The sequence below is a fragment of the Geodermatophilus sp. SYSU D00698 genome (assembly GCF_054050335.1).
In genome coordinates this window covers 60,747-80,852 of sequence record NZ_JBJGZD010000001.1, presented here as the reverse complement: position 1 = coordinate 80,852, position 20,106 = coordinate 60,747, and the positions used below count along the sequence as shown (strand labels likewise).

The window sequence follows — 20,106 nt, the reverse complement described above, 5'->3', positions numbered from 1 at the left end:
GCGGGCCGGGCCGATAGCGTCCGGGCGTGACCGAGCCCACAGAGCTGGACGCCACCGCGCAGGCCGACCTCGTGCGCCGGGGCGAGGTGAGCCCCGCCGAACTCGTCGACGCCGCCATCGCCCGGATCGAGGCGACGAACGCGCAGTTCGCCGCCGTCATCCGCGAGCGGTTCGACGCCGCCCGCGCCGAGGCCGCCGGCACGCTGCCCGACGGGCCGTTCCGCGGCGTGCCGCTGCTGCTCAAGGACATGGGCGCGCACATGGCGGGGGAGGAGACCGCCTACGGCCTGGGTCCGCTGCGCGACGCGCACGTGCGCTGGCGGCGCGACAGCCACCTGGCGAACGCCTTCCGCGCCGCCGGGTTCGTCGTCCTCGGCCGCACGAACGTCCCCGAGCTCGGGACGACGGTCACCACCGAACCCGCGTGCCACGTGCCGGCCTGCAACCCGTGGGACCCTGCACGCTCGACCGGAGGCTCCAGCGGCGGATCGGCCGCGGCGGTGGCTGCGCGGTACGTACCGGTCGCGCACGCCAGCGACGGCGGTGGGTCGATCCGCATCCCCGCCGCCCAGTGCGGGCTGGTCGGTCTCAAGCCCAGCCGGGCACGGGTCAGCCAGGGGCCCAGCGTCGCGGAGGGCTGGGCCGGCGCCACCATCGACGGCGTCGTCACCCGCACCGTCCGCGACACCGCCGCCGTTCTCGACCTGATCAGCCGGCCGATGCCCGGCGACCCGTACGCGGCGCCGCCGCTGCCGCGCCCGCTGGGCGAGGAGGTCGGCGCCCCGGTCGGTCGGCTGCGGGTCGGCCTGCTCGCCTCCCCGCCCGACGAGCGATACCTCGACGATCCCGACTGCCGAACGGCCGTCGCGCGGGCCGGTCAGCTGCTCGAGGATCTCGGCTGCGCCGTCGAGAAGGCCGGCCCGGCCGCCTTCTTCGACGACGGCTTCTCCCGGGCGTTCAACGCCACCATCGCCGCCGACGCCGCCCGCATGCTCGCCGATCACGAGCGCGTCCTCGGCCGGGAGATCACCGACGACGAACTGGAGCCGCGGAACGCGTACTACCGGCTGACCGGGAACCGGATGTCCGCGGCCGAGTACCTCGGGCACCGCGGCTGGCTGGGCTCCTGGGCCCGCCGGATGGCGGTCTTCTGGACACCGGCCGAGGACGGCGGGCAGGGCTTCGACCTGCTGGTGACCCCGACCGTGGGCGCGCCCCCGCCGGAGCTCGGCTGGTTCACCGCCGCGGGCCCGCGCGAGGAGGGCCGCCGGATCGGGGCGTTCATCCCCTACACCGCCCAGGCCAACGTCACCGGCCAGCCGGCGGTCAGCCTGCCGCTGCACACCACCGACGCCGGGCTGCCGGTCGGCGTGCAGCTGGTCGCGGGCGCCGGGCGGGAGGACCTGCTCGTGCGGGTCGCGGCCGCGCTGGAGGAGGCCGCCCCGTGGGCGGCACGCCGCCCGCCGGTGCCCGCCTAGACTCGCAGCCGCCACGGGGTGTGGCGCAGCTTGGTAGCGCACCCGCTTTGGGAGCGGGGGGCCGTGGGTTCGAATCCCGCCACCCCGACCCCGCCCCCGGCGTCTCTAGACTCGGGGGTCGACCCGGCGCCGGTCCCGGCGTCCCCCTTCCGTCGTACCGAGGAGCACTGCCGCTGTGAAGAGCACCATCGAGGAACTGGGCCCCACGCGGGTCCGGATGGCGATCGAGGTGCCGTGGGGAGACCTGGACCACGCCTTCGGTGAGGTCTACAAGGAGCTCAAGCGGCAGGTGCGCGTCCCCGGGTTCCGCCCGGGCAAGGTGCCCAACCGCATCCTCGACCAGCGCATCGGTCGCCCGGTCGTCCTCGAGCAGGTCGTCCAGCACGCCATCCCGGAGGTCTACTCCGAGGTCGTCCGCGACAACCAGGTCCGCGTCATCGGCCAGCCCGACATCGAGGTGACCCGCCTCGACGACAACGACACCCTGGCGTTCACCGCCGAGGTCGACGTCGCGCCGAAGATCGAGCTGCCGGCCCTCGACGACCTGAACGTCACCGTCGACGACGTCGAGGTCACCGACGAGGAGATCGACCAGCAGGTCTCGGTCATGCGCGAGCGCTTCGCCATGCTGACCGGCGTCGAGCGCGCCGCCCAGGACGGCGACTACGTCTCCATCGACCTCGAGGCCCGCGTCGGCGACGAGGTGCTCGAGGACGGCACCACCAGCGGCATGTCCTACGAGGTCGGCTCCGGCTCGCTCATGGAGGGCCTCGACGACGCCGTCCGCGGGCTGTCCGCCGACGAGTCGGCCACCTTCGAGACCCCGCTGCAGCAGGGCCCCCACGCCGGCGAGCAGGCGCAGGTCACCGTCACCGTCCGCTCGGTGAAGGCCAAGGAGCTGCCGGAGCTCGACGACGAGTTCGCCTCCACCGCCAGCGAGTTCGACACCCTCGAGGAGCTGCGCGACGACGTCCGCACCCGGCTGTCGCGGGTGAAGGTCATGCAGCAGGGCGCGCAGGCCCGCGACAAGCTGGTCGAGCACCTGCTCGAGGTCACCGAGGTCCCGATCCCCGAGGGCCTGGTCGACCGCGAGCTCGAGTTCCGCAACAACGCGCTGGCCACCGAGCTCAACGGCGCCGGCATGGACTGGGACACCTTCCTGTCCATGTCGGGCAGCGAGAGCCGCGAGGCCTACGACGCCGAGCAGCGGAAGAACATCGAGGAGGCGGTCCGCACCCAGTTCGTCCTCGACGCGATCGCCGACGCCCGTGAGATCACCGTCGACAACGACGACCTGTCGGCGCAGATCATGGCGCAGGCCTCGCGCAACCGGATGAGCCCGGAGCAGTACGCCCAGCAGCTGCAGCAGAGCGGCAACATCGCCGAGTTCGTCGCCGACGTGCGCCGCACCAAGGCGCTGGCCCAGCTGCTCGAGCAGACGACGATCACCGACGCCTCGGGCAACGTCGTCGACCTGGAGGCCGCCCGCCCGCAGACGGTGCGTGCCGCCGAGGCCGCCCCCGCGGCTGACGACACCGCCGGCGACGACACCGCCGCCGACGACACCGCCGCCGAGGAGGCCGACGAGGCCCCCGACGCCGAGGTCGCCGACGCGGCCGCCGTCGAGGCGACCGAGGGTGCCACCGAGGACAGCGGGGACGTCGCCAAGGGCTGACGGAGGACCCGTCCTCCTCACCCCGAGCGAGCTCGGGGTGAGCCTCGGCACGGGGCCACCCGGATGCCCACCACGGACGCCGTCCTCCCCCGCGCACGCGGGGGAGGGCGGCGTCCGTCGTCTTCCCGGGGGCGCGCTGCGCCGTCGGCGAACAGGCCCCCGCGCCGGGACTCCGGGCCCGGGGGTGCGCGTTAGGGTCGACGTGACTCGGGGCGGACGCCGGGGGTACGGCCCGCCAGGGCCGCCGGCCCCGCCTCCCGCCCACCGAGACCGACTCGATCCACCGCCAACGGAGGTCACACCACCCGTGAGCACCGACCCGAACCCGGCGTACAGCCCGCTGATGCGGGGTGCCGCCGGGGGGATGAACCTCAACGACTCGGTCTACGAGCGCCTGCTGCGCGAGCGCATCATCTTCCTGGGCACCCAGGTCGACGACGTCATCGCCAACCAGCTGGCCGCGCAGATGCTGCTGCTGTCCGCCGAGGACCCCAAGCAGGACATCCACCTGTACATCAACTCGCCGGGCGGCTCGGTCAGCGCCGGCATGGCCATCTACGACACGATGCAGTTCATCGACTGCGACGTCGCCACCTACGGCATGGGCCTGGCCGCCTCGATGGGCCAGTTCCTGCTGACCGCGGGCACCAAGGGCAAGCGCTACGCCCTGCCGCACGCGCGGATCATGATGCACCAGCCCTCGGCGGGCGTCGGTGGCACCGCCGCGGACATCGCCATCCAGGCCGACCTGTTCCGCCGCACCAAGCGCGAGCTCAACGAGCTGCAGGCGTTCCACACCGGCCAGTCCATCGAGCAGATCGAGCGGGACTCCGACCGCGACCGCTGGTTCACCGCGCAGGAGGCCCTCGAGTACGGCTTCGTCGACCACGTCGTCAGCCGCGCCGCGATGACCGACAGCGCCAACCCGGTCTCCGACAACTGAGCAGCGAGGACTGACAGACGATGAGCGACTTCCAGCTGCCCTCCAGCCGGTACGTGCTGCCCTCCTTCGTGGAGCGGACCAGCTACGGCATGAAGGAGAGCAACCCGTACAACAAGCTCTTCGAGGAGCGGATCATCTTCCTCGGGGTGCAGATCGACGACGCGTCGGCCAACGACGTGATGGCCCAGCTGATCACGCTGGAGTCGGCCGACCCCGACCGCGACATCACGATCTACATCAACTCGCCCGGTGGCTCGTTCACGTCGCTGATGGCCATCTACGACACGATGATGTTCGTCCGCCCGGACATCCAGACCGTGTGCATGGGCCAGGCCGCCTCGGCCGCCGCCGTCCTGCTCGCGGCCGGCACCCCGGGCAAGCGGCTGGCGCTGCCGTACTCCCGCGTGCTGATCCACCAGCCCTCCGGCGAGGCCGGCGGCCAGGTCTCGGACCTCGAGATCCACGCCGCCGAGATCGCGCGGGTGCGGGCCCAGATGGAGGAGATCCTGGCCCGCCACACCGGCCGCTCGGTGGAGCAGGTCCGCGCCGACATCGACCGCGACAAGATCCTGACGGCCCCCGAGGCCAAGGAGTACGGGATCGTCGACCAGGTCATCCAGAGCCGCAAGCTCAACGCGCTGCCGGTCTGATCGCCGTGATCGCCCGATCGGTACGGGTCGAGTCATCGCGTGTCGCGCACTCGACCCGTACCGTTCGAGGTGCAGTGCCGGGAGTGACGCGCGAGTCGGACGCCCCCGGCGCACCGGGGCGTCGAACCCCCGCGGCGTCGGCGGCGGCAGGTACCGTCGGCGAGCGTCCGATCCCCGGCCGGCAGCGCCGGGAGGTCACCCTCGCGGCACCCGCTCCCGCGGGGCCGAGCACGGGCAGCAAGCGACACACGATCCGCAGGTCCGCATCCCCGGGACCTGCAAACCCCCTGAGGTGGAGGTCAGCAGGTGGCACGAATCGGTGAGAGCGGTGACCTGCTCAAGTGCTCGTTCTGCGGGAAGAGCCAGAAGCAGGTCAAGAAGCTCATCGCGGGCCCCGGCGTCTACATCTGCGACGAGTGCATCGACCTCTGCAACGAGATCATCGAGGAGGAGCTGTCGGAGTCGTCGGACCTGAAGTTCGACGAGCTGCCGAAGCCCCGCGAGATCCACGACTTCCTCGAGCAGTACGTCATCGGCCAGGAGAAGGCCAAGCGCACCCTCGCCGTCGCCGTCTACAACCACTACAAGCGGGTGCAGGCCGGTGGTGAGCGCTCCCGGGACGACTCGGTCGAGCTCGCCAAGTCCAACATCCTGCTGATGGGCCCGACCGGGTGCGGCAAGACGCACCTGGCGCAGACGCTGGCCCGGATGCTCAACGTCCCGTTCGCGATCGCCGACGCCACGGCGCTGACCGAGGCCGGCTACGTCGGCGAGGACGTCGAGAACATCCTGCTCAAGCTGATCCAGGCCGCGGACTACGACGTCAAGCGCGCCGAGACCGGGATCATCTACATCGACGAGGTCGACAAGATCGCCCGCAAGAGCGAGAACCCGTCGATCACCCGCGACGTCTCCGGCGAGGGCGTGCAGCAGGCGCTGCTGAAGATCCTCGAGGGCACGACGGCGTCGGTGCCCCCGCAGGGCGGCCGCAAGCACCCGCACCAGGAGTTCATCCAGATCGACACGACGAACGTGCTGTTCATCGTGGGCGGTGCCTTCGCCGGCCTGGAGAAGGTCATCGAGCAGCGGGTCGGCAAGCAGGGCATCGGCTTCGGCGCGGAGATCCGCGGCAAGAAGGAGATCGAGGAGGCCAACGCCTTCGCCGAGGTCATGCCCGAGGACCTGCTGAAGTTCGGCATGATCCCCGAGTTCATCGGCCGGCTCCCGGTGATCACCAGCGTGCAGGCCCTCGACCGGGACGCGCTGATCCAGATCCTCACCGAGCCGAAGAACGCGCTGGTGCGCCAGTACCGGCGGCTGTTCGAGCTCGACGGCGTGGAGCTGGAGTTCACCGACGACGCCCTCGAGGCGATCGCCGACCAGGCCATCCTCCGCGGCACCGGCGCCCGCGGGCTCCGGGCGATCATGGAGGAGGTGCTGCAGTCGGTGATGTACGAGGTGCCCAGCCGCGAGGACGTCGCCTCCGTGGTGATCACCAAGGAGGTCGTGCTGGAGCACGTCAACCCGACGATCGTGCCGCGCAAGCCCACCCGCGAGCGCCGCGAGAAGAGCGCGTAGCACTGATACAGCTGAACGCCGGTGGCCCAGGATTCGCCGAGTCCTGGGCCACCGGCGTTCAGAGGTACGCCCGACGCCGCCTCAGCACGGCCTCGAGCTCGCGCCGGCAGCCGTCCGGGTCTGAGGTCAATCGCCGGTAGCTGAAGCGCTGCACGACCCAGCCGAGCGCCGCCAGGGCCGTGTCGCGGCGCAGGTCCCGCTCCCGCTGCTCGCGGCTGCCGTGGAAGGCGGCGCCGTCGAGCTCGACGGCCACCCGGAGCTCGGGCCAGGCGGCGTCGAGCAGGACGGCGCGGCCCCCGGGGAGCAGGACCCGGTGCTGCTGCACGAACGGCGGGATGCCCGGTGCGCGGAGGACGTGCAGGACGCCGAAGACCTCGAGCTCGCTCTGACAGCCGCCCGCGACGAGGCCGAGCAGGTCGGTCAGCTCCGCCCGGCCGGCGTGCACCCGCTGTCCGGCGGACTCCTCCCGCAGGTCCTCGACGTCGACCGCACGGGTGCGGACCGCCTCGATCACCGCCTGCCGGACCACCGGGACGTCGACGGCGGCCAGCGGGTTGCGGCGCGGGCTGGCCGCCCAGCTCCACGCGTCGACGAAGCTGCGCGCGGCACCGAGCACCGGCAGGCTGGAGACCCGGACGGGACGCATCGGCAGCGTCGTCCGGTGGGCGACGACGCCCGCGGGCCAGCGGTCGGCCGGCACGGTGACGTGCACCGGTCCGGTGGGTGCGGGAGCCAGGCCGTGCACGCCCAGGGCGGAGAGGTGGCTCAGCGGCCCGCGGGTCCACAGCGCCGCGGCGAGCGCCCGGACCGGCCACTCGTCCACCCGGTGCGCGATGGCGAGCACGCCGGGGTGCAGCAGGACGACGTCACCGCGGGTCAGCCACCGGCTGACGCTGCTAGAGCTCGTGGCGAGGGTGACCCGGTCGCGGCGGGCGGCGCCGTGGGGGAGGAGGGTGGCGAGTTCGTGCACGGGCCGGGAGCCTGGCCCAGACGGGTGCCCCGCCGCCGGTGCCCTGTGGACATCCCGACCTCTGAACGCCGGTGGCCCAGGACCGGCGCGGTCCTGGGCCCCCGGCGTACAGCGGTCCCGGAGGTCAGTCCGCGGGGGCGGCGAGGACGACGTCGACGGTCAGGGGGCCGTCGCCGGCGACGACGGTCAGCGAGGCGATCCGCCCGGCCGACACCAGGTCGTCCCGCGCGGCCTCCACCTGCGGCACCTGCGCCTCCGGCGCGGTCACCGTCGCGGACTCGACGTCGGCCCGCATCGACTGCTTGGCCTCCGACTTGGCCTTGCGCACCGCGGCCAGCGCCTCGGCGGCCACCTCGACGACCGCCGGGTCGCCGCCGCCGGGCAGCTCGTCGGCGGCCGGCCACGCCGCCCGGTGCACCGAGCCGGCCTGCCACCAGGACCAGACCTCCTCGGTGACGAACGGCAGCACCGGCGCGAACAGCCGCAGCTGCACCGACAGCGCGAGGGCCAGCGTGGCCTGGGCGGAGCGGGCGGCGTCGTCCGAGCCGTAGGCGCGGGACTTCACCAGCTCCACGTAGTCGTCGCAGAACGACCAGAAGAACGCCTCGGACACCTCGAGCGCCCGGGTGTAGTTGTAGGCCTCCATCGCCGCGGTCGCCTCGTCGACGACGTCGGCCAGCCGGCGCAGCAGCCCGAGGTCGATCGGCTCGGTGACCTGCCCGGCGGAGAGGTCGGCGGTGACGCCGAGGCCCAGCACGAACTTGCCGACGTTGAGGATCTTCATGGCCAGCCGGCGGCCGACCTTCATCTGCGCCTCGTCGAACGGCGAGTCCGCGCCCGGCCGGGCGCCGGCGGCGCGCCAGCGGACGGCGTCGGTGCCGTAGCGCTCGAGCACGTCGATCGGCGTGACGACGTTGCCCTTCGACTTCGACATCTTCTTGCGGTCGGGGTCGACGACGAACCCGGAGATGGTGGCGTGCGTCCACGGCACCGCGCCGAACTCGAAGTGCGAGCGGACGACGGTGGAGAACAGCCAGGTGCGGATGATGTCGTGCGCCTGGGGCCGCTGGTCCATCGGGAAGACGTGCGCGAACAGCTCCGGGTCGGTGTCCCAGCCCGAGGCCACCTGCGGCGACAGCGACGACGTCGCCCAGGTGTCCATGACGTCGGGGTCGGCCATGAAGCCGCCGGGGACGCCGCGCTGCGACTCGTCGAAGCCCGGCGGCACGTCCGAGGAGGGGTCGACCGGCAGCGACGCCTCGTCGGCCAGGATCGGCTCGTCGTAGACGGGGTCGCCGGAGGGGTCGAGCCGGTACCAGACCGGGAACGGGACGCCGAAGAACCGCTGCCGGCTGATCAGCCAGTCGCCGTTGAGGCCCTCGACCCAGTTCTCGTAGCGGTGCCGCATGTGCTCGGGCACCCACTGGATCTCCCGCCCGCGGGCGACGAGGGCGTCCCGGAGCGAGGCGTCCCGCCCGCCGTTGCGGATGTACCACTGCCGCGTGGTGACGATCTCCAGCGGCCGGTCGCCCTTCTCGAAGAACTTGACCGGGTGGGTGATCGCCTTCGGCTCGCCCTGCAGGTCGCCGGACTCGCGCAGCATCTCCACGATCCGCTGCTGGGCGCTGAACGGCGTCTTCCCGGCGAGCTCGGCGTAGACGCCGGCGGGGACGCCGTCCGGGGCGTCGGCGACGAAGCGGCCGTCCCAGCCGACCACCGCGCGGGTGGGCAGCTGCAGCTCGCGCCACCAGGTGACGTCGTTGAGGTCGCCGAAGGTGCAGATCATCGCGATGCCCGAGCCCTTGTCCGGCTCGGCCAGGCGGTGGGCGACCACCGGCACCTCGACGTCGAACAGCGGCGTGCGCACCGTCGTGCCGAACAGCTGCCGGTAGCGCTCGTCGTCGGGGTGGGCGACCAGCGCGACGCAGGCGGGCAGCAGCTCCGGCCGGGTGGTCTCGATGAGCACCGGGCCGTCGGCGGAGTGGAACGAGATCCGGTGGTAGGCGCCGGGGCGCTCGCGGTCCTCGAGCTCGGCCTGCGCCACGGCGGTGCGGAAGCTGACGTCCCAGAGGGTCGGCGCCTCCTGGGCGTAGGCCTCACCGCGGGCCAGGTTGTGCAGGAACATCCGCTGCGCGGTGGCCCGCGAGGTCTCCGAGATCGTCCGGTAGACGTTCGACCAGTCCACCGACAGCCCGACCCGGCGCCACAGCTGCTCGTAGGCGCGCTCGTCCTCCTCCGTCAGCTGCATGCACAGCTCGACGAAGTTGCGCCGGCTGATCGGCACCTGGTCCTTGCCCGGCTTGGCCGGCGGCTCGAAGCCCGGGTCGTAGGGGAGGGAGGGGTCGCAGCGGACGCCGTAGTAGTTCTGCACCCGCCGCTCGGTCGGCAGCCCGTTGTCGTCCCAGCCCATCGGGTAGAAGACGTGCTTGCCGCGCATGCGCTGGTAGCGGGCGACGATGTCGGTGTGGGTGTAGCTGAACACGTGCCCCACGTGCAGCGACCCGCTGGCGGTCGGCGGCGGGGTGTCGATCGAGTACACCTGCTCGCGCGGCGCGGCGAGGGCGGCGGCGCGGTCGAAGGCGTAGGTGTCCTGCTCGGCCCAGCGGGCGACCCAGGTGTCCTCGAGTCCGTCGAGGCTCGGCTTCTCGGGTACCCCGGCCCCGGCTCCCGGGGTGGTGCTGACCGGGGTGAGGGGATCGGCGACCATGCCCCCATCCTAGGAAGTGCGCGACTGGCATCCTGGGGAGGATGAGCAGCAGTCCCGAGGCCGAGCTGGCCCGCGTCGAGAAGGAGCTGCTGGCCCGCTGGCCGGAGACCCGGCTGGAGCCCTCGCTGGGCCGCATCGCCGCCCTGGTGGACCTGCTGGGCAGCCCGCACCGGGCCTACCCGGTCGTGCACGTCGCCGGCACCAACGGCAAGACGACGACGTCGCGGATGGTCGACGAGCTGCTGCGCGGCTTCGGCCTGCGCGTGGGCCGGTTCACCAGCCCGCACCTGCAGTCGGTGCGCGAGCGGATCGTGCTCGACGGCGAGCCGGTGAGCGCCGAGCGGTTCGTGGAGACGTACGACGACATCGCGCCCTACGTGCAGATGGTCGACGCCGCCGGCGAGCACCCGATGAGCTTCTTCGAGGTCGTGGTCGGCATGGCGTACGCGCTGTTCGCCGAGGCGCCGGTCGACGTCGCGGTCGTCGAGGTCGGCATGGGCGGCACGTGGGACGCCACGAACGTCGTCGACGCGCGGGTCGCCGTCGTCACGCCGGTGGCGCTGGACCACGCCGAGTACCTCGGTCCCGACGTCGCCACGATCGCCGGCGAGAAGGCCGGGATCATCAAGGCCGACGCGATCGCCGTCCTCGCCCACCAGCAGCCCGGGGCGCTGGACGCGCTGGTCCGCCGCGCGGTCGAGGTCGAGGCCGTGGTGGCGCGCGAGGGCACCGAGTTCGGCGTGCTGGACCGGCGGGTCGCCGTCGGCGGGCAGCAGCTGCGGCTGCAGGGCCTGGGCGGGGAGTACGACGACGTCTACCTGCCGCTGTTCGGCGCGCACCAGGCGCAGAACGCGGCCACCGCGCTGGCCGCGGTCGAGGCGTTCCTCGGCGCCGGCGCGGCCACCGGGACCGTCGACGTCGAGACGGTGCGCGCGGCCTTCGCCGCCGTCCGCTCGCCCGGCCGCCTCGAGCGGGTGCGCACCAGCCCGACGGTGCTGGTCGACGCCGCGCACAACCCCGCCGGGATGGCCGCGACCGTCGAGGCGATCCGGGAGTCCTTCGACTTCACCCGGCTGGTCGGGGTGGTCGGCGCGGTGCACGGCAAGGACGTCGAGGGCATGCTGCGCGAGCTGGAGACCGTCTGCGCGGAGCTGGTGGTGACGCAGAACAGCTCGCCGCGGGCGGTGCCGGCCGACGAGCTCGGCGCGCTCGCCGTCGACGTGTTCGGCGCCGACCGGGTGAGCGTCTCCCCGCGGCTGCCGGAGGCGCTCACCGAGGCGATCGAGCTGGCCGAGGCCGGTCCCGACGACGCCCTCGGCGGCTCCGGCGTGCTGGTCACCGGCAGCGTGGTCACCGCCGGCGAGGCCCGCACGGTCCTGGGCGGCCGGCCGTGACGGCGCCCGACCCGGTCCGGGCCGCGAGGGCGCTGCGGGGGGCGGCCGCCGCCGTGCTGCTGCTCGAGGGCATCGCGGTGCTGTTCGTCCCGCGGGCGATCGCGCAGACCGAGGCGGGCCTCGGCGCCACCCGGCTGACGGTCCTGCTGGTGCTCGCCGTCGTCCTCGTGCTGGCCAGCGGCGTCCAGCGGCGGCCGCGCGGCCTGGAGATCGGCACCGCGCTGCAGGTCCCGCTGCTGCTCACCGGGCTCATCGACTCGTCGATGTGGTTCGTCGGCGGCGTGTTCCTGCTGATCTGGCTGTACCTGCTGCAGATCCGCAAGGAGCTGCTCGGCGCGCCGTTCCGCGAGCCGGCCGCTCCCTCCGGGGACGACGCGCCGCCCGCCTGATCAGGCCGCGTCGGCCTCGCCCGCCAGGCGGCGGCGCAGGCCGGCGACGTCGGCGCCGGCGCGGGCCAGCGCCGCGGACACCGCGGGGTCGCCGACCTCGAGCACCCCGGCGAGCAGGTGCCGGCCGTCGATGACCCGGTCGCCGCGCGCGATCGCCGCGCGCAGCGCCTCCTTGAGCGCCTCCCTGCTGCCGGAGGCGAAGCGCAGGTGCCCCCTCCGGCGGCCGGGGGACCCGCGGTCCAGCGCGCCGGGGCCGAACGCCGCCTCGGCGGCCGCCCGCACCCGGTCCAGGTCGATGCCGAGCGCGGCCAGCGCCTCCGCATCGAGCGCACCGCCCCCGGAGGAGGGCAGGCCCGCGCGGAGGTCGGTCACGTGCACGCCCGCGGCGGCCAGCAGCGGGCCGGCGGCGCCGGGCGCGGCGGCGAGGGCGACCAGCAGGTGCACCGGGTCGACGCCGTCCGACCCGGCGGAGCGGGCCTCCTCCTGCGCCAGGACCACGACCGTGCGTGCCTCGGCGGCGAACCGTTCGAACACCTCAGGACTCCCTCCACGTCGCCCCGGACGACCGGGCGTGCTTCTTGTGCACCGCCTGCCGCGTGACGCTGAGCGCGTCGGCGACCTGCTGCCACGACCAGCCCCGCCGGCGGGCGGCGGCGACCTGCAACCCCTCGAGCCGGTCGGCCAGGTCCCGCAGGGCGCGGACCCCGCGCAGGCCGACGGCGGGGTCGTCGCTGGTGGCGGCGGTGAGCGTCTCGTCCGCGGTCCGGCTGGTCACGGTGTCAACTGTGGTTGACAGCTTCGGGGATGTCAACCCCGGTTGACGGACGGCGACCCGTAGGCTGCCGTCCCGTGACTGATCGCACCCTGGTCCTCGTCAAGCCCGACGGCGTCGCCCGCGGCCTGGTCGGAGAGGTCGTCTCGCGGCTGGAGGCCAAGGGCCTGCGCCTGGTCGCCGCCGAGCTGCGCACCCTGACCCGTGAGGTCGCCGAGGAGCACTACGGCGAACACCGCGAGAAGCCGTTCTTCGGCTCGCTCGTCGAGTTCATCACCGGCGGCCCGCTGCTCGCCCTCGTCGTCGAGGGGCCGCGCGCGGTCGAGGCGTTCCGCGCGCTGGCCGGCGCCACGGACCCGGTCAAGGCCGCCCCCGGCACCATCCGCGGCGACTTCGCCCTCGAGGTGCAGTCGAACATCGTGCACGGCTCGGACTCCGCCGAGTCCGCCGCCCGCGAGATCGGCCTGTTCTTCCCGGACCTCGCGGCGTAGTCGGTTCGACCCGGCCCCCGGGGCCGGGGTCAGCATGGGGGACATGGTGGAGTCGCTGGTCCGGGCCCGGGGCCTGGTGAAGCGCTTCGGCGAGCACACCGCCGTCGACGGCATCGACGTCGACATCGCGCCCGGGGAGGCCTTCGGCTTCCTCGGGCCCAACGGCGCCGGCAAGAGCACGACCATGCGCATGGTCGGGGCGGTGTCGCCGCCGACGGCGGGGGAGCTGCGGATCCTCGGCATGGACCCCGCCGTCGATGGCCCGGCGATCCGCGCCCGCCTCGGTGTCGTCCCGCAGACCGACAACCTCGACCTCGAGCTCACCGTCGAGGAGAACCTGCTGGTCTACGGCCGGTACTTCGGGCTGCCGCGGGCCGTCGTGCGGGAGCGCACGGCGGAGCTGCTGGACTTCGTGCAGCTCACCGACCGGGCGCGGGACCGGGTCGAGCCGCTGTCGGGCGGGATGAAGCGGCGGGTCACCATCGCCCGCGCGCTGGTCAACGACCCCGACGTCGTGCTGCTCGACGAGCCCACCACCGGGCTGGACCCGCAGGCCCGGCACGTGCTCTGGGAGCGGCTGTACCGGCTCAAGCAGAGCGGGGTCACCCTCGTCCTCACCACCCACTACATGGACGAGGCCGAGCAGCTGTGCGACCGGCTGGTGGTCATGGACCGCGGCCGGATCGCCGCCGAGGGCTCCCCGGCGCAGCTGATCGCCGCCTGGTCCACCCGCGAGGTGTGCGAGCTGCGCTTCCCGCTGACCGAGGGCGGCGGCGGGCCGGCCGCGCACGCCGACGCGCTGGCGCCGCTGGTCTCCCGCGGCGCCGTCGAGCGGGTCGAGGTGCTGCCCGACCGGCTGCTGCTCTACACCCCCGACGGCGACGCCGCGCTGAGCGAGGTGCTCGCGCTCGGACTGCGTCCGCTGTCGTCGCTGGTCCGGCGCAGCTCGCTGGAGGACGTCTTCCTGCGGCTGACCGGCCGGACGCTGGTCGACTGACGTGGTCCCGTCCCCGGCCGCCCGCTCCTTCCTGGCCCAGCGGCTGACCGCGCACCGGCACTTCTGGCGCAGCAGCGCGATCGGCAGCGTGCTGGAGCCGGTGCTGTTCCTCGCCGCGATGGGCCTGACGCTCGGCACCCTCGTCGACCGCGGGCCCGGCGTCCCGGGCGGGGTGGGCTACCTGGCCTTCCTCGCCCCGGGCCTGCTGGTGGCCGCGGCGATGCAGACGGCGACGGGCGAGTCGACCTACCCGGTGCTCGGGGCGCTCAAGTGGGACCGGCTCTACGAGGCGGTGCTCGCCACCCCCGCCCGCCCGGCCGACGTCCTCACCGGCCACCTGCTCTACGTCGCCTTCCGCGTCGCGACGTCGGCCGCGGCGTTCCTCGTCGTCCTCGTGCTGTTCGGCGCCGCGGAGAGCCCGCTGGTGGTGCTCGCGCTGCCGGTCGCGCTGCTCACCGGCCTGGCCTTCGCCGCGCCGGTGACGGCCATGGCCGCCCGGCTGGAGGAGGACGCCGCCTTCGCCGCGCTGCAGCGGTTCCTCATCGTGCCGATGTTCCTGTTCAGCGGGACGTTCTTCCCGGTGACGCAGCTGCCGGCGGCGCTGGAGTGGTTCGCCTACGCCACCCCGCTGTGGCACGGCGTCGCGCTGGCCCGCGACCTCGCCCTCGGGACGGCGGGGGCGGGGTCCGCGCTGCTGCACGTCGGCTACCTGGCGCTGTGGGTCGCCGCCGGCACGTGGCTGGCCGCCCGGGCGCTGCAGCGGCGGCTGGTGCGGTGACCGGCGTCCCCGCGCCGGTGCGCCCGGCGTCGCTGCTGCTGCGGATCGTGCCGCTGTACCCGCTGTCCGCGCGGCGGGCCGGGCAGCTGGTGTACCGGAACCTGCTGGTGGCCCGGCGCAGCTGGCTGGTGTTCGTCTCCGGGTTCGCCGAGCCGTTCTTCTACCTGTTCTCGATCGGCGTCGGCATCGGCGGGCTGGTCGGCGACGTCGTCACCGACACCGGCACCGCGCTGACCTACCAGGAGTTCGTCGCCCCGGCGCTGCTCGCGTCGGCCGCGATGAACGGCGCGGTCTACGACGCCGTCTTCAACCTGTTCTTCAAGCTGCGCTACGCCAAGCTCTACGACGCCGTCCTCGCCACGCCGGTCTCGGCCGCCGACGCCGCGGTGGGGGAGACGGTGTGGGCGCTGCTGCGCGGGGCCGTCTACTCCGCGGCGTTCCTGCTGGTCATGCTCGTGATGGGGCTGGTCGGCTCGTGGTGGGCGCTGCTCGCCCTGCCCGCGGCGGTGCTCATCGGCTTCGCCTTCGCCGCCGTCGGGCTGGCCGCGAGCACCTTCCTCCGCGGCTGGCAGGACTTCGAGTTCGTGCAGGTGGTGATCCTGCCGCTGTTCCTGTTCTCCACGACCTTCTACCCGCTGTCGACCTACCCGCGGCCGCTGCAGGTCGTCGTCGAGTGCACGCCGCTCTACCACGGCATCGAGCTGGTCCGCGGGCTGGTGACCGGCGACGTGCGGTGGGGGCTGCTGGTCTCGGTCGCCTACCTCGCGGTGCTGGGCGTGGCGGGCCTCGCGGTGGGCGCCCGCCGGCTGGCGGGCCTGCTGCTGCGCTGAGGTTCAGGCCACCCCGAGCAGCGGACGGCCGGCGCGGACCAGCCGCTCGACGGTGTCGGCCGGCACCGGGGAGCCGAACAGGTGGCCCTGCGCGGCGTCGCAGCCCAGCGACCGGAGTGCCGCCAGCTGGGCGGGCTGCTCGACCCCCTCGGCCACCACCTGCAGGCCCAGGCTGTTGCCGAGCGCGATGACGGCGTCGGCGACCGAGCCGGCGGCGGCGCCGGCGGCCAGCGGCGCCACCGACGAGGGGTCGATCTTCAGCCGGTCCAGCGGCAGGTCCTGCAGCCGGGACAGCGACGACGCGCCGGTCCCGAAGTCGTCGATGGCCACGTGCACGCCCAGCGCCCGCACCTCGCGGATCCCGGCCGCGGCGTCGGGGCCGGCGGCGACGGCCTCGGGGACCTCGATCTCCAGCCGGCCGGGGTCCACGCCCGCGTCCCGGGCGGCCGCGGCGATGCTGACGGCGAGGTCGCCGGTGGCCAGCCGGCGCGGGGAGACGTTGACCGCCACCCGCAGCGGGGGCAGGCCGGCGTCGTCCCACGCGCGCAGCTGGGCGCAGGCCCGGCCGATCACCCAGTCGTCGATCGCGTCGATGACGCCGCTGGCCTCGGCGACCGGGATGAAGCCGGCCGGCTCCACCAGCCCGCGGGTGCGCGACTGCCAGCGGGCCAGCGCCTCCACGCCGGTGACCGCGCCGCTGCGCAGGTCCACCTGCGGCTGGTAGAGCACCCGCAGCTCGCCGGAGTCGACGGCGGCGCGCAGGTCGCGGACCAGCTCGTCCTGCGCGGCGACCTCCTCGCGCATGCCGCGCTCGAACACCCGCACCCGGTCCTTGCCGCCGGACTTGGCCACGTACATCGCGAGGTCGGCGTCGCGGAGCAGGTCGTCCATGCCGCGCCGGTCGCCGGCGTCGGTGAGCGTGACCCCGACGCTGCCGCCCACGGTGAACCGCTCGTCGCCCCAGGCCACGGGCTCGCGCAGCGCTCGCAGCAGCCGATCGGCCACGGCCAGGACGTCGCAGCGGCCCTCGACGTCCTCCATGAGCACGACGAACTCGTCGCCGCCGAGGCGGGCGACGGTGTCGGCCGGCCGCACGTGCGACTCGAGCCGCCGGGCGACGGCGGTCAGGACGGCGTCGCCCGCCTCGTGCCCGCAGTCGTCGTTGACCGCCTTGAAGTCGTCGAGGTCGAGCAGCAGGACCGCGTGCCGGCGGACGCGGCGGTCGGCGAGGGCGTGCTCGAGCCGGTCCTGCAGGAGCGCCCGGTTCGCCAGGCCCGTGAGCGGGTCGTGCAGCGCCATCCGGGCCAGCTCGCCGGCCTGCTGCTCGAGCTGGCGGGCGGCGGCGCGGGCCTCGGCCTCCTCGCGCTTGCGGCCGGTGATGTCCCGGGTGATCCCGGCCACGCCGGTCGGGGTGCCGTCCTCGTCGCGGATGAGGGAGGAGGTGACCAGGGCGTCGAAGACCGAGCCGTCCGCCCGGCGGTGCCGCCGCTCGTGACTGCCGGGCGGCAGCCGGGTCAGGTCCGCGGGCAGCGGGGCGCCGGCGGACAGCATCGACACGTGCCGACCGAGGGCCTCCGCGGCGGTCCAGCCGTAGAGCCGCTCCGCGCCCGGGTTCCAGCTGGTGATCCGGCCGTCGGGGGTCGTCGTGACGACGGCGTCGTCGGTGGTCTGGACGACGGCCGCCAGCCGGGCCAGCTCGTCGCGCTGGGCGCGCAGCTCGGCGGTGCGCTCGGCGACCAGCTGCTCGACGCGCTCGCGCCGGTCGTCGAAGCGCCGCCAGGCCGCCAGGCACGCCCAGCTCTCCAGCAGCACGAACGCCGCGTGCAGGGCGGCCATCGGCAGCGCCGGGACGGAGTGCGCGAACACCGCGTGCGGCCACAGCGTGCCCAGCACCAGGTGGTGGAGGGCCACGAAGCCGACCGCGAGCAGGAACGGCGCCCGCGCGGCGTAGAGAGCGGCGAGCGGGAGCAGGGCGAAGAACAGGAAGTGCGCCTCGGTGGCGCCGTCGGACAGCCACACGCCCAGGGCGGCGGCGGTCATCAGCCCGATGGCGGCGGCCGCGGCGCGGGTGTTGCGGCCCAGCCCCGGGGCCCAGGCCAGCGCGGTCAGCAGCGCCAGGGGTGCGGCGTGCAGCACCGCGGGGACGACGCCGCTCCCGCGGACCAGCGCGTAGACCGGGACCGCGGCGACCAGCACCAGCAGCGTCCGGAGGACGAGGAGGTGGTGGGCGGCCCACTGCTCCGCCGGCATCGCCCGGCCCCGGGGCAGCGGGGACATCGCCCGGCCGCGGGGCAGCGGGGACACAGCCCGGCCCCGGGGCAGCGGGTGCGGGAGCCGGCCGGAGGGTCGGGTCGGGGAGACGCCGTCGGCGTCGCGCAGTGCACCGGTGCTCCCGGCCGGCGGGACCATGCTCCTCCTCGGAGGCCGTCCTGCTGGTCACCGACAGTTTAGTCGCGATCACGGTGAGCCGCCGGTCGAGAACCGGGCCGGGGACGGCGGGGGAGCCGTCTACCCTGGACGGGTCATGAGCGGAGAGAGCCTGTACCCCCGTCTCGAGCCCCTGCTGGCCCAGGTGCAGAAGCCCATCCAGTACGTGGGCGGTGAGCTGAACGCGCAGGTCAAGGCCTGGGACGACGTCGCCGTGCGCTGGGCGCTGATGTACCCGGACGCCTACGAGGTGGGGCTGCCCAACCAGGGCCTCATGATCCTGTACGAGGTGCTCAACGAGCGCTCCGACGCCCTCGCCGAGCGCACCTACGCCGTCTGGCCCGACCTCGCCGCGCTCATGCGCGAGCACGGCGTCGGCCAGTTCACCGTCGACGCCCACCGCCCGGTGCGCGACTTCGACGTCCTCGGCGTCAGCTTCGCCACCGAGCTGGGCTACACGAACCTGCTCGAGGCCCTCGACCTCGCCGGGATCCCGCTGCACGCGGCCGACCGCGACGAGACGCACCCGGTCGTCGTGGCCGGCGGGCACGCGGCGTTCAACCCGGAGCCGATCGCCGACTTCGTCGACTGCGCCGTCCTCGGTGACGGCGAGCAGGTCGTCGGGGACGTCACCGACGTCGTCAAGGCGTGGAAGAAGCAGGGCCGCCCCGGCGGCCGCGAGGAGCTGCTGGCCCGGCTGGCCCGCGTCGACGGCGTGTACGTGCCGCGCTTCTACGCCGTCTCCTACGGTCCCGACGGCGCGATCGCCGCGGTGACCCGCACCCGCGACGACGTCCCGGCCCGGGTCGGCAAGCGCACCGTCATGGACCTCGACGAGTGGCCCTACCCGAAGACGCCGCTGGTGCCGCTGGCCGAGAGCGTGCACGAGCGGATGAGCGTCGAGATCTTCCGCGGCTGCACCCGCGGCTGCCGGTTCTGCCAGGCCGGGATGATCACCCGCCCGGTGCGCGAGCGGACGATCACCGGTATCGGCTCGATGGTCGACCAGGGCCTGCGCGCGACCGGCTACGAGGAGGTCGGGCTGCTGTCGCTGTCCAGCGCCGACCACTCCGAGATCGGCCAGGTCGCCAAGGAGCTCGCCGACCGCTACGAGGGCACCAACACCGGGCTGTCGCTGCCGAGCACCCGCGTCGACGCCTTCAACGTCACCCTCGCCAACGAGCTGTCCCGCAACGGGCGCCGCTCGGGTCTGACCTTCGCGCCCGAGGGCGGCAGCGAGCGGATCCGCCGGGTGATCAACAAGACCGTGTCCAAGGAGGACCTGGTCGCCACGGTCACCACCGCCTACGCCAACGGCTGGCAGCAGGTGAAGCTCTACTTCATGTGCGGGCTCCCCACGGAGACCGACGAGGACGTCCTGGAGATCGCCGAGCTGGCCGTGGAGGTGATCCGGGCGGGCCGCGAGGCCAGCGGCCGCAAGGACATCCGCTGCACCGTGTCCATCGGCGGGTTCGTGCCCAAGCCGCACACGCCGTTCCAGTGGGCCGGGCAGGCGAGCGCGGAGACCATCGACCACCGCCTGAGGGTCCTGCGGCAGGCGATCAACGCCGACCGCCGGATCGGTCGCTCCATCGGCCTGCGCTACCACGACGGCAAGCCCGGCGTCATCGAGGGCCTGCTGTCCCGCGGCGACCGCCGGGTGGGCCGGGTCGTCGAGCGGGTGTGGCGCGAGGGCGGCCGGTTCGACGGCTGGAGCGAGCACTTCTCCTACGAGCGCTGGACCGCCGCGGCCGCCGCGGAGCTCACCCCGCTCGGCGTGGACCTCGACTGGTTCACCACCCGCGAGCGCACCCAGGACGAGGTCCTGCCCTGGGACCACCTGGACTCCGGGCTGGACAAGGAGTGGCTCTGGGACGACTGGCAGGACGCGCTGTCGGAGGAGGAGGTCGCCGACTGCCGGTGGACCCCCTGCTACGACTGCGGCGTCTGCCCGACCAACGGCACCGAGATCCAGATCGGCCCCACCGGGCGCAGCCTGCTCCCGCTCACCGTCGTCGGCCGCTGAC

Annotated in this window: 17 protein-coding genes and 1 tRNA gene; 13 read left to right on the top strand and 5 right to left on the bottom strand. The window is 74.0% G+C overall.

Annotated elements, in window-relative coordinates:
* The first annotated feature begins 26 nt into the window (after nucleotides 1–26).
* From ACI8AB_RS00405 to clpX, 6 genes are all read left to right on the top strand, one after another.
* On the top strand, nucleotides 27–1,478 hold the full coding sequence (locus ACI8AB_RS00405; RefSeq protein WP_456948509.1) for an amidase: 1,452 nt from the start codon (nucleotides 27–29) through the stop codon (nucleotides 1,476–1,478).
* Nucleotides 1,479–1,492: 14 nt separating this feature from the next.
* Nucleotides 1,493–1,566: transfer RNA gene (locus ACI8AB_RS00400), tRNA-Pro, on the top strand.
* Between the two features lie 87 nt (nucleotides 1,567–1,653).
* Nucleotides 1,654–3,153 carry a trigger factor gene (tig, locus tag ACI8AB_RS00395; RefSeq protein WP_456948508.1) on the top strand — a complete coding sequence of 500 codons (1,500 nt, stop codon included), beginning with the start codon at nucleotides 1,654–1,656 and terminating at the stop codon, nucleotides 3,151–3,153.
* A gap of 307 nt (nucleotides 3,154–3,460) precedes the next feature.
* On the top strand, nucleotides 3,461–4,096 hold the full coding sequence (locus tag ACI8AB_RS00390; RefSeq protein WP_456902534.1) for an ATP-dependent Clp protease proteolytic subunit: 636 nt from the start codon (nucleotides 3,461–3,463) through the stop codon (nucleotides 4,094–4,096).
* A 20-nt stretch (nucleotides 4,097–4,116) separates the two neighbouring features.
* Complete coding sequence (locus tag ACI8AB_RS00385; protein WP_387985431.1) at nucleotides 4,117–4,746, top strand: ATP-dependent Clp protease proteolytic subunit; 630 nt, start codon at nucleotides 4,117–4,119, stop codon at nucleotides 4,744–4,746.
* Nucleotides 4,747–5,052: 306 nt separating this feature from the next.
* Entirely contained in the window at nucleotides 5,053–6,324 is a 1,272-nt protein-coding gene (gene clpX / locus ACI8AB_RS00380) for an ATP-dependent Clp protease ATP-binding subunit ClpX (protein WP_387985428.1), read from the top strand.
* 58 nt (nucleotides 6,325–6,382) lie between these two features.
* Here the strand turns inward: clpX and ACI8AB_RS00375 are convergent, their stop codons facing one another.
* Nucleotides 6,383–7,294 (bottom strand): DUF559 domain-containing protein, encoded by a 912-nt coding sequence (locus tag ACI8AB_RS00375; RefSeq protein WP_456948507.1) that lies wholly within the window; start codon nucleotides 7,292–7,294, stop codon nucleotides 6,383–6,385.
* A gap of 124 nt (nucleotides 7,295–7,418) precedes the next feature.
* Nucleotides 7,419–10,001 (bottom strand): valine--tRNA ligase, encoded by a 2,583-nt coding sequence (valS, locus tag ACI8AB_RS00370; RefSeq protein ID WP_456948506.1) that lies wholly within the window; start codon nucleotides 9,999–10,001, stop codon nucleotides 7,419–7,421.
* A 41-nt stretch (nucleotides 10,002–10,042) separates the two neighbouring features.
* Here valS and folC point away from each other — a divergent pair, with 41 nt between their 5' ends.
* Complete coding sequence (gene folC / locus ACI8AB_RS00365) at nucleotides 10,043–11,395, top strand: bifunctional tetrahydrofolate synthase/dihydrofolate synthase (RefSeq protein ID WP_456948505.1); 1,353 nt, start codon at nucleotides 10,043–10,045, stop codon at nucleotides 11,393–11,395.
* Nucleotides 11,392–11,784: a DUF4233 domain-containing protein gene (locus tag ACI8AB_RS00360; protein WP_387985420.1), complete on the top strand. Its 393-nt coding sequence runs from the start codon at nucleotides 11,392–11,394 to the stop codon at nucleotides 11,782–11,784. The genes folC and ACI8AB_RS00360 overlap by 4 nt, the downstream gene beginning before the upstream one ends.
* Here ACI8AB_RS00360 and ACI8AB_RS00355 read toward each other — a convergent pair whose 3' ends face one another.
* Together ACI8AB_RS00355 and ACI8AB_RS00350 are read right to left on the bottom strand one after the other, a co-directional pair.
* A complete protein-coding gene (locus ACI8AB_RS00355; RefSeq protein WP_456948504.1) occupies nucleotides 11,785–12,318 on the bottom strand; it encodes a Clp protease N-terminal domain-containing protein in 534 nt (177 codons plus the stop codon). It lies immediately after the preceding gene.
* Between the two features lies 1 nt (nucleotide 12,319).
* Complete coding sequence (locus ACI8AB_RS00350) at nucleotides 12,320–12,559, bottom strand: RNA polymerase subunit sigma-70 (protein ID WP_456948503.1); 240 nt, start codon at nucleotides 12,557–12,559, stop codon at nucleotides 12,320–12,322.
* A gap of 74 nt (nucleotides 12,560–12,633) precedes the next feature.
* On the opposite strand from ACI8AB_RS00350, the gene ndk reads away from it, so the two are divergent.
* From ndk to ACI8AB_RS00330, 4 genes are read left to right on the top strand one after another with little or no spacing between them, the layout of a single operon-like run.
* Nucleotides 12,634–13,047, top strand: a complete 414-nt coding sequence (ndk, locus tag ACI8AB_RS00345) for a nucleoside-diphosphate kinase (protein ID WP_106280974.1) — start codon at nucleotides 12,634–12,636, stop codon at nucleotides 13,045–13,047.
* Nucleotides 13,048–13,090: 43 nt separating this feature from the next.
* Nucleotides 13,091–14,044 (top strand): ABC transporter ATP-binding protein, encoded by a 954-nt coding sequence (locus tag ACI8AB_RS00340; protein WP_456948502.1) that lies wholly within the window; start codon nucleotides 13,091–13,093, stop codon nucleotides 14,042–14,044.
* Between the two features lies 1 nt (nucleotide 14,045).
* Nucleotides 14,046–14,822, top strand: a complete 777-nt coding sequence (locus ACI8AB_RS00335) for an ABC transporter permease (RefSeq protein WP_456948501.1) — start codon at nucleotides 14,046–14,048, stop codon at nucleotides 14,820–14,822.
* On the top strand, nucleotides 14,819–15,652 hold the full coding sequence (locus ACI8AB_RS00330; protein WP_456948500.1) for an ABC transporter permease: 834 nt from the start codon (nucleotides 14,819–14,821) through the stop codon (nucleotides 15,650–15,652). The genes ACI8AB_RS00335 and ACI8AB_RS00330 overlap by 4 nt, the downstream gene beginning before the upstream one ends.
* A gap of 3 nt (nucleotides 15,653–15,655) precedes the next feature.
* Here the strand turns inward: ACI8AB_RS00330 and ACI8AB_RS00325 are convergent, their stop codons facing one another.
* Nucleotides 15,656–18,061, bottom strand: coding sequence for a putative bifunctional diguanylate cyclase/phosphodiesterase (locus tag ACI8AB_RS00325; RefSeq protein ID WP_456948499.1), 2,406 nt, complete (start codon nucleotides 18,059–18,061; stop codon nucleotides 15,656–15,658).
* A gap of 115 nt (nucleotides 18,062–18,176) precedes the next feature.
* Between ACI8AB_RS00325 and ACI8AB_RS00320 the strand changes: the two genes are divergently transcribed.
* Entirely contained in the window at nucleotides 18,177–20,105 is a 1,929-nt protein-coding gene (locus tag ACI8AB_RS00320) for a TIGR03960 family B12-binding radical SAM protein (protein ID WP_456948498.1), read from the top strand.
* The last annotated feature ends 1 nt before the right edge of the window (nucleotide 20,106 follow it).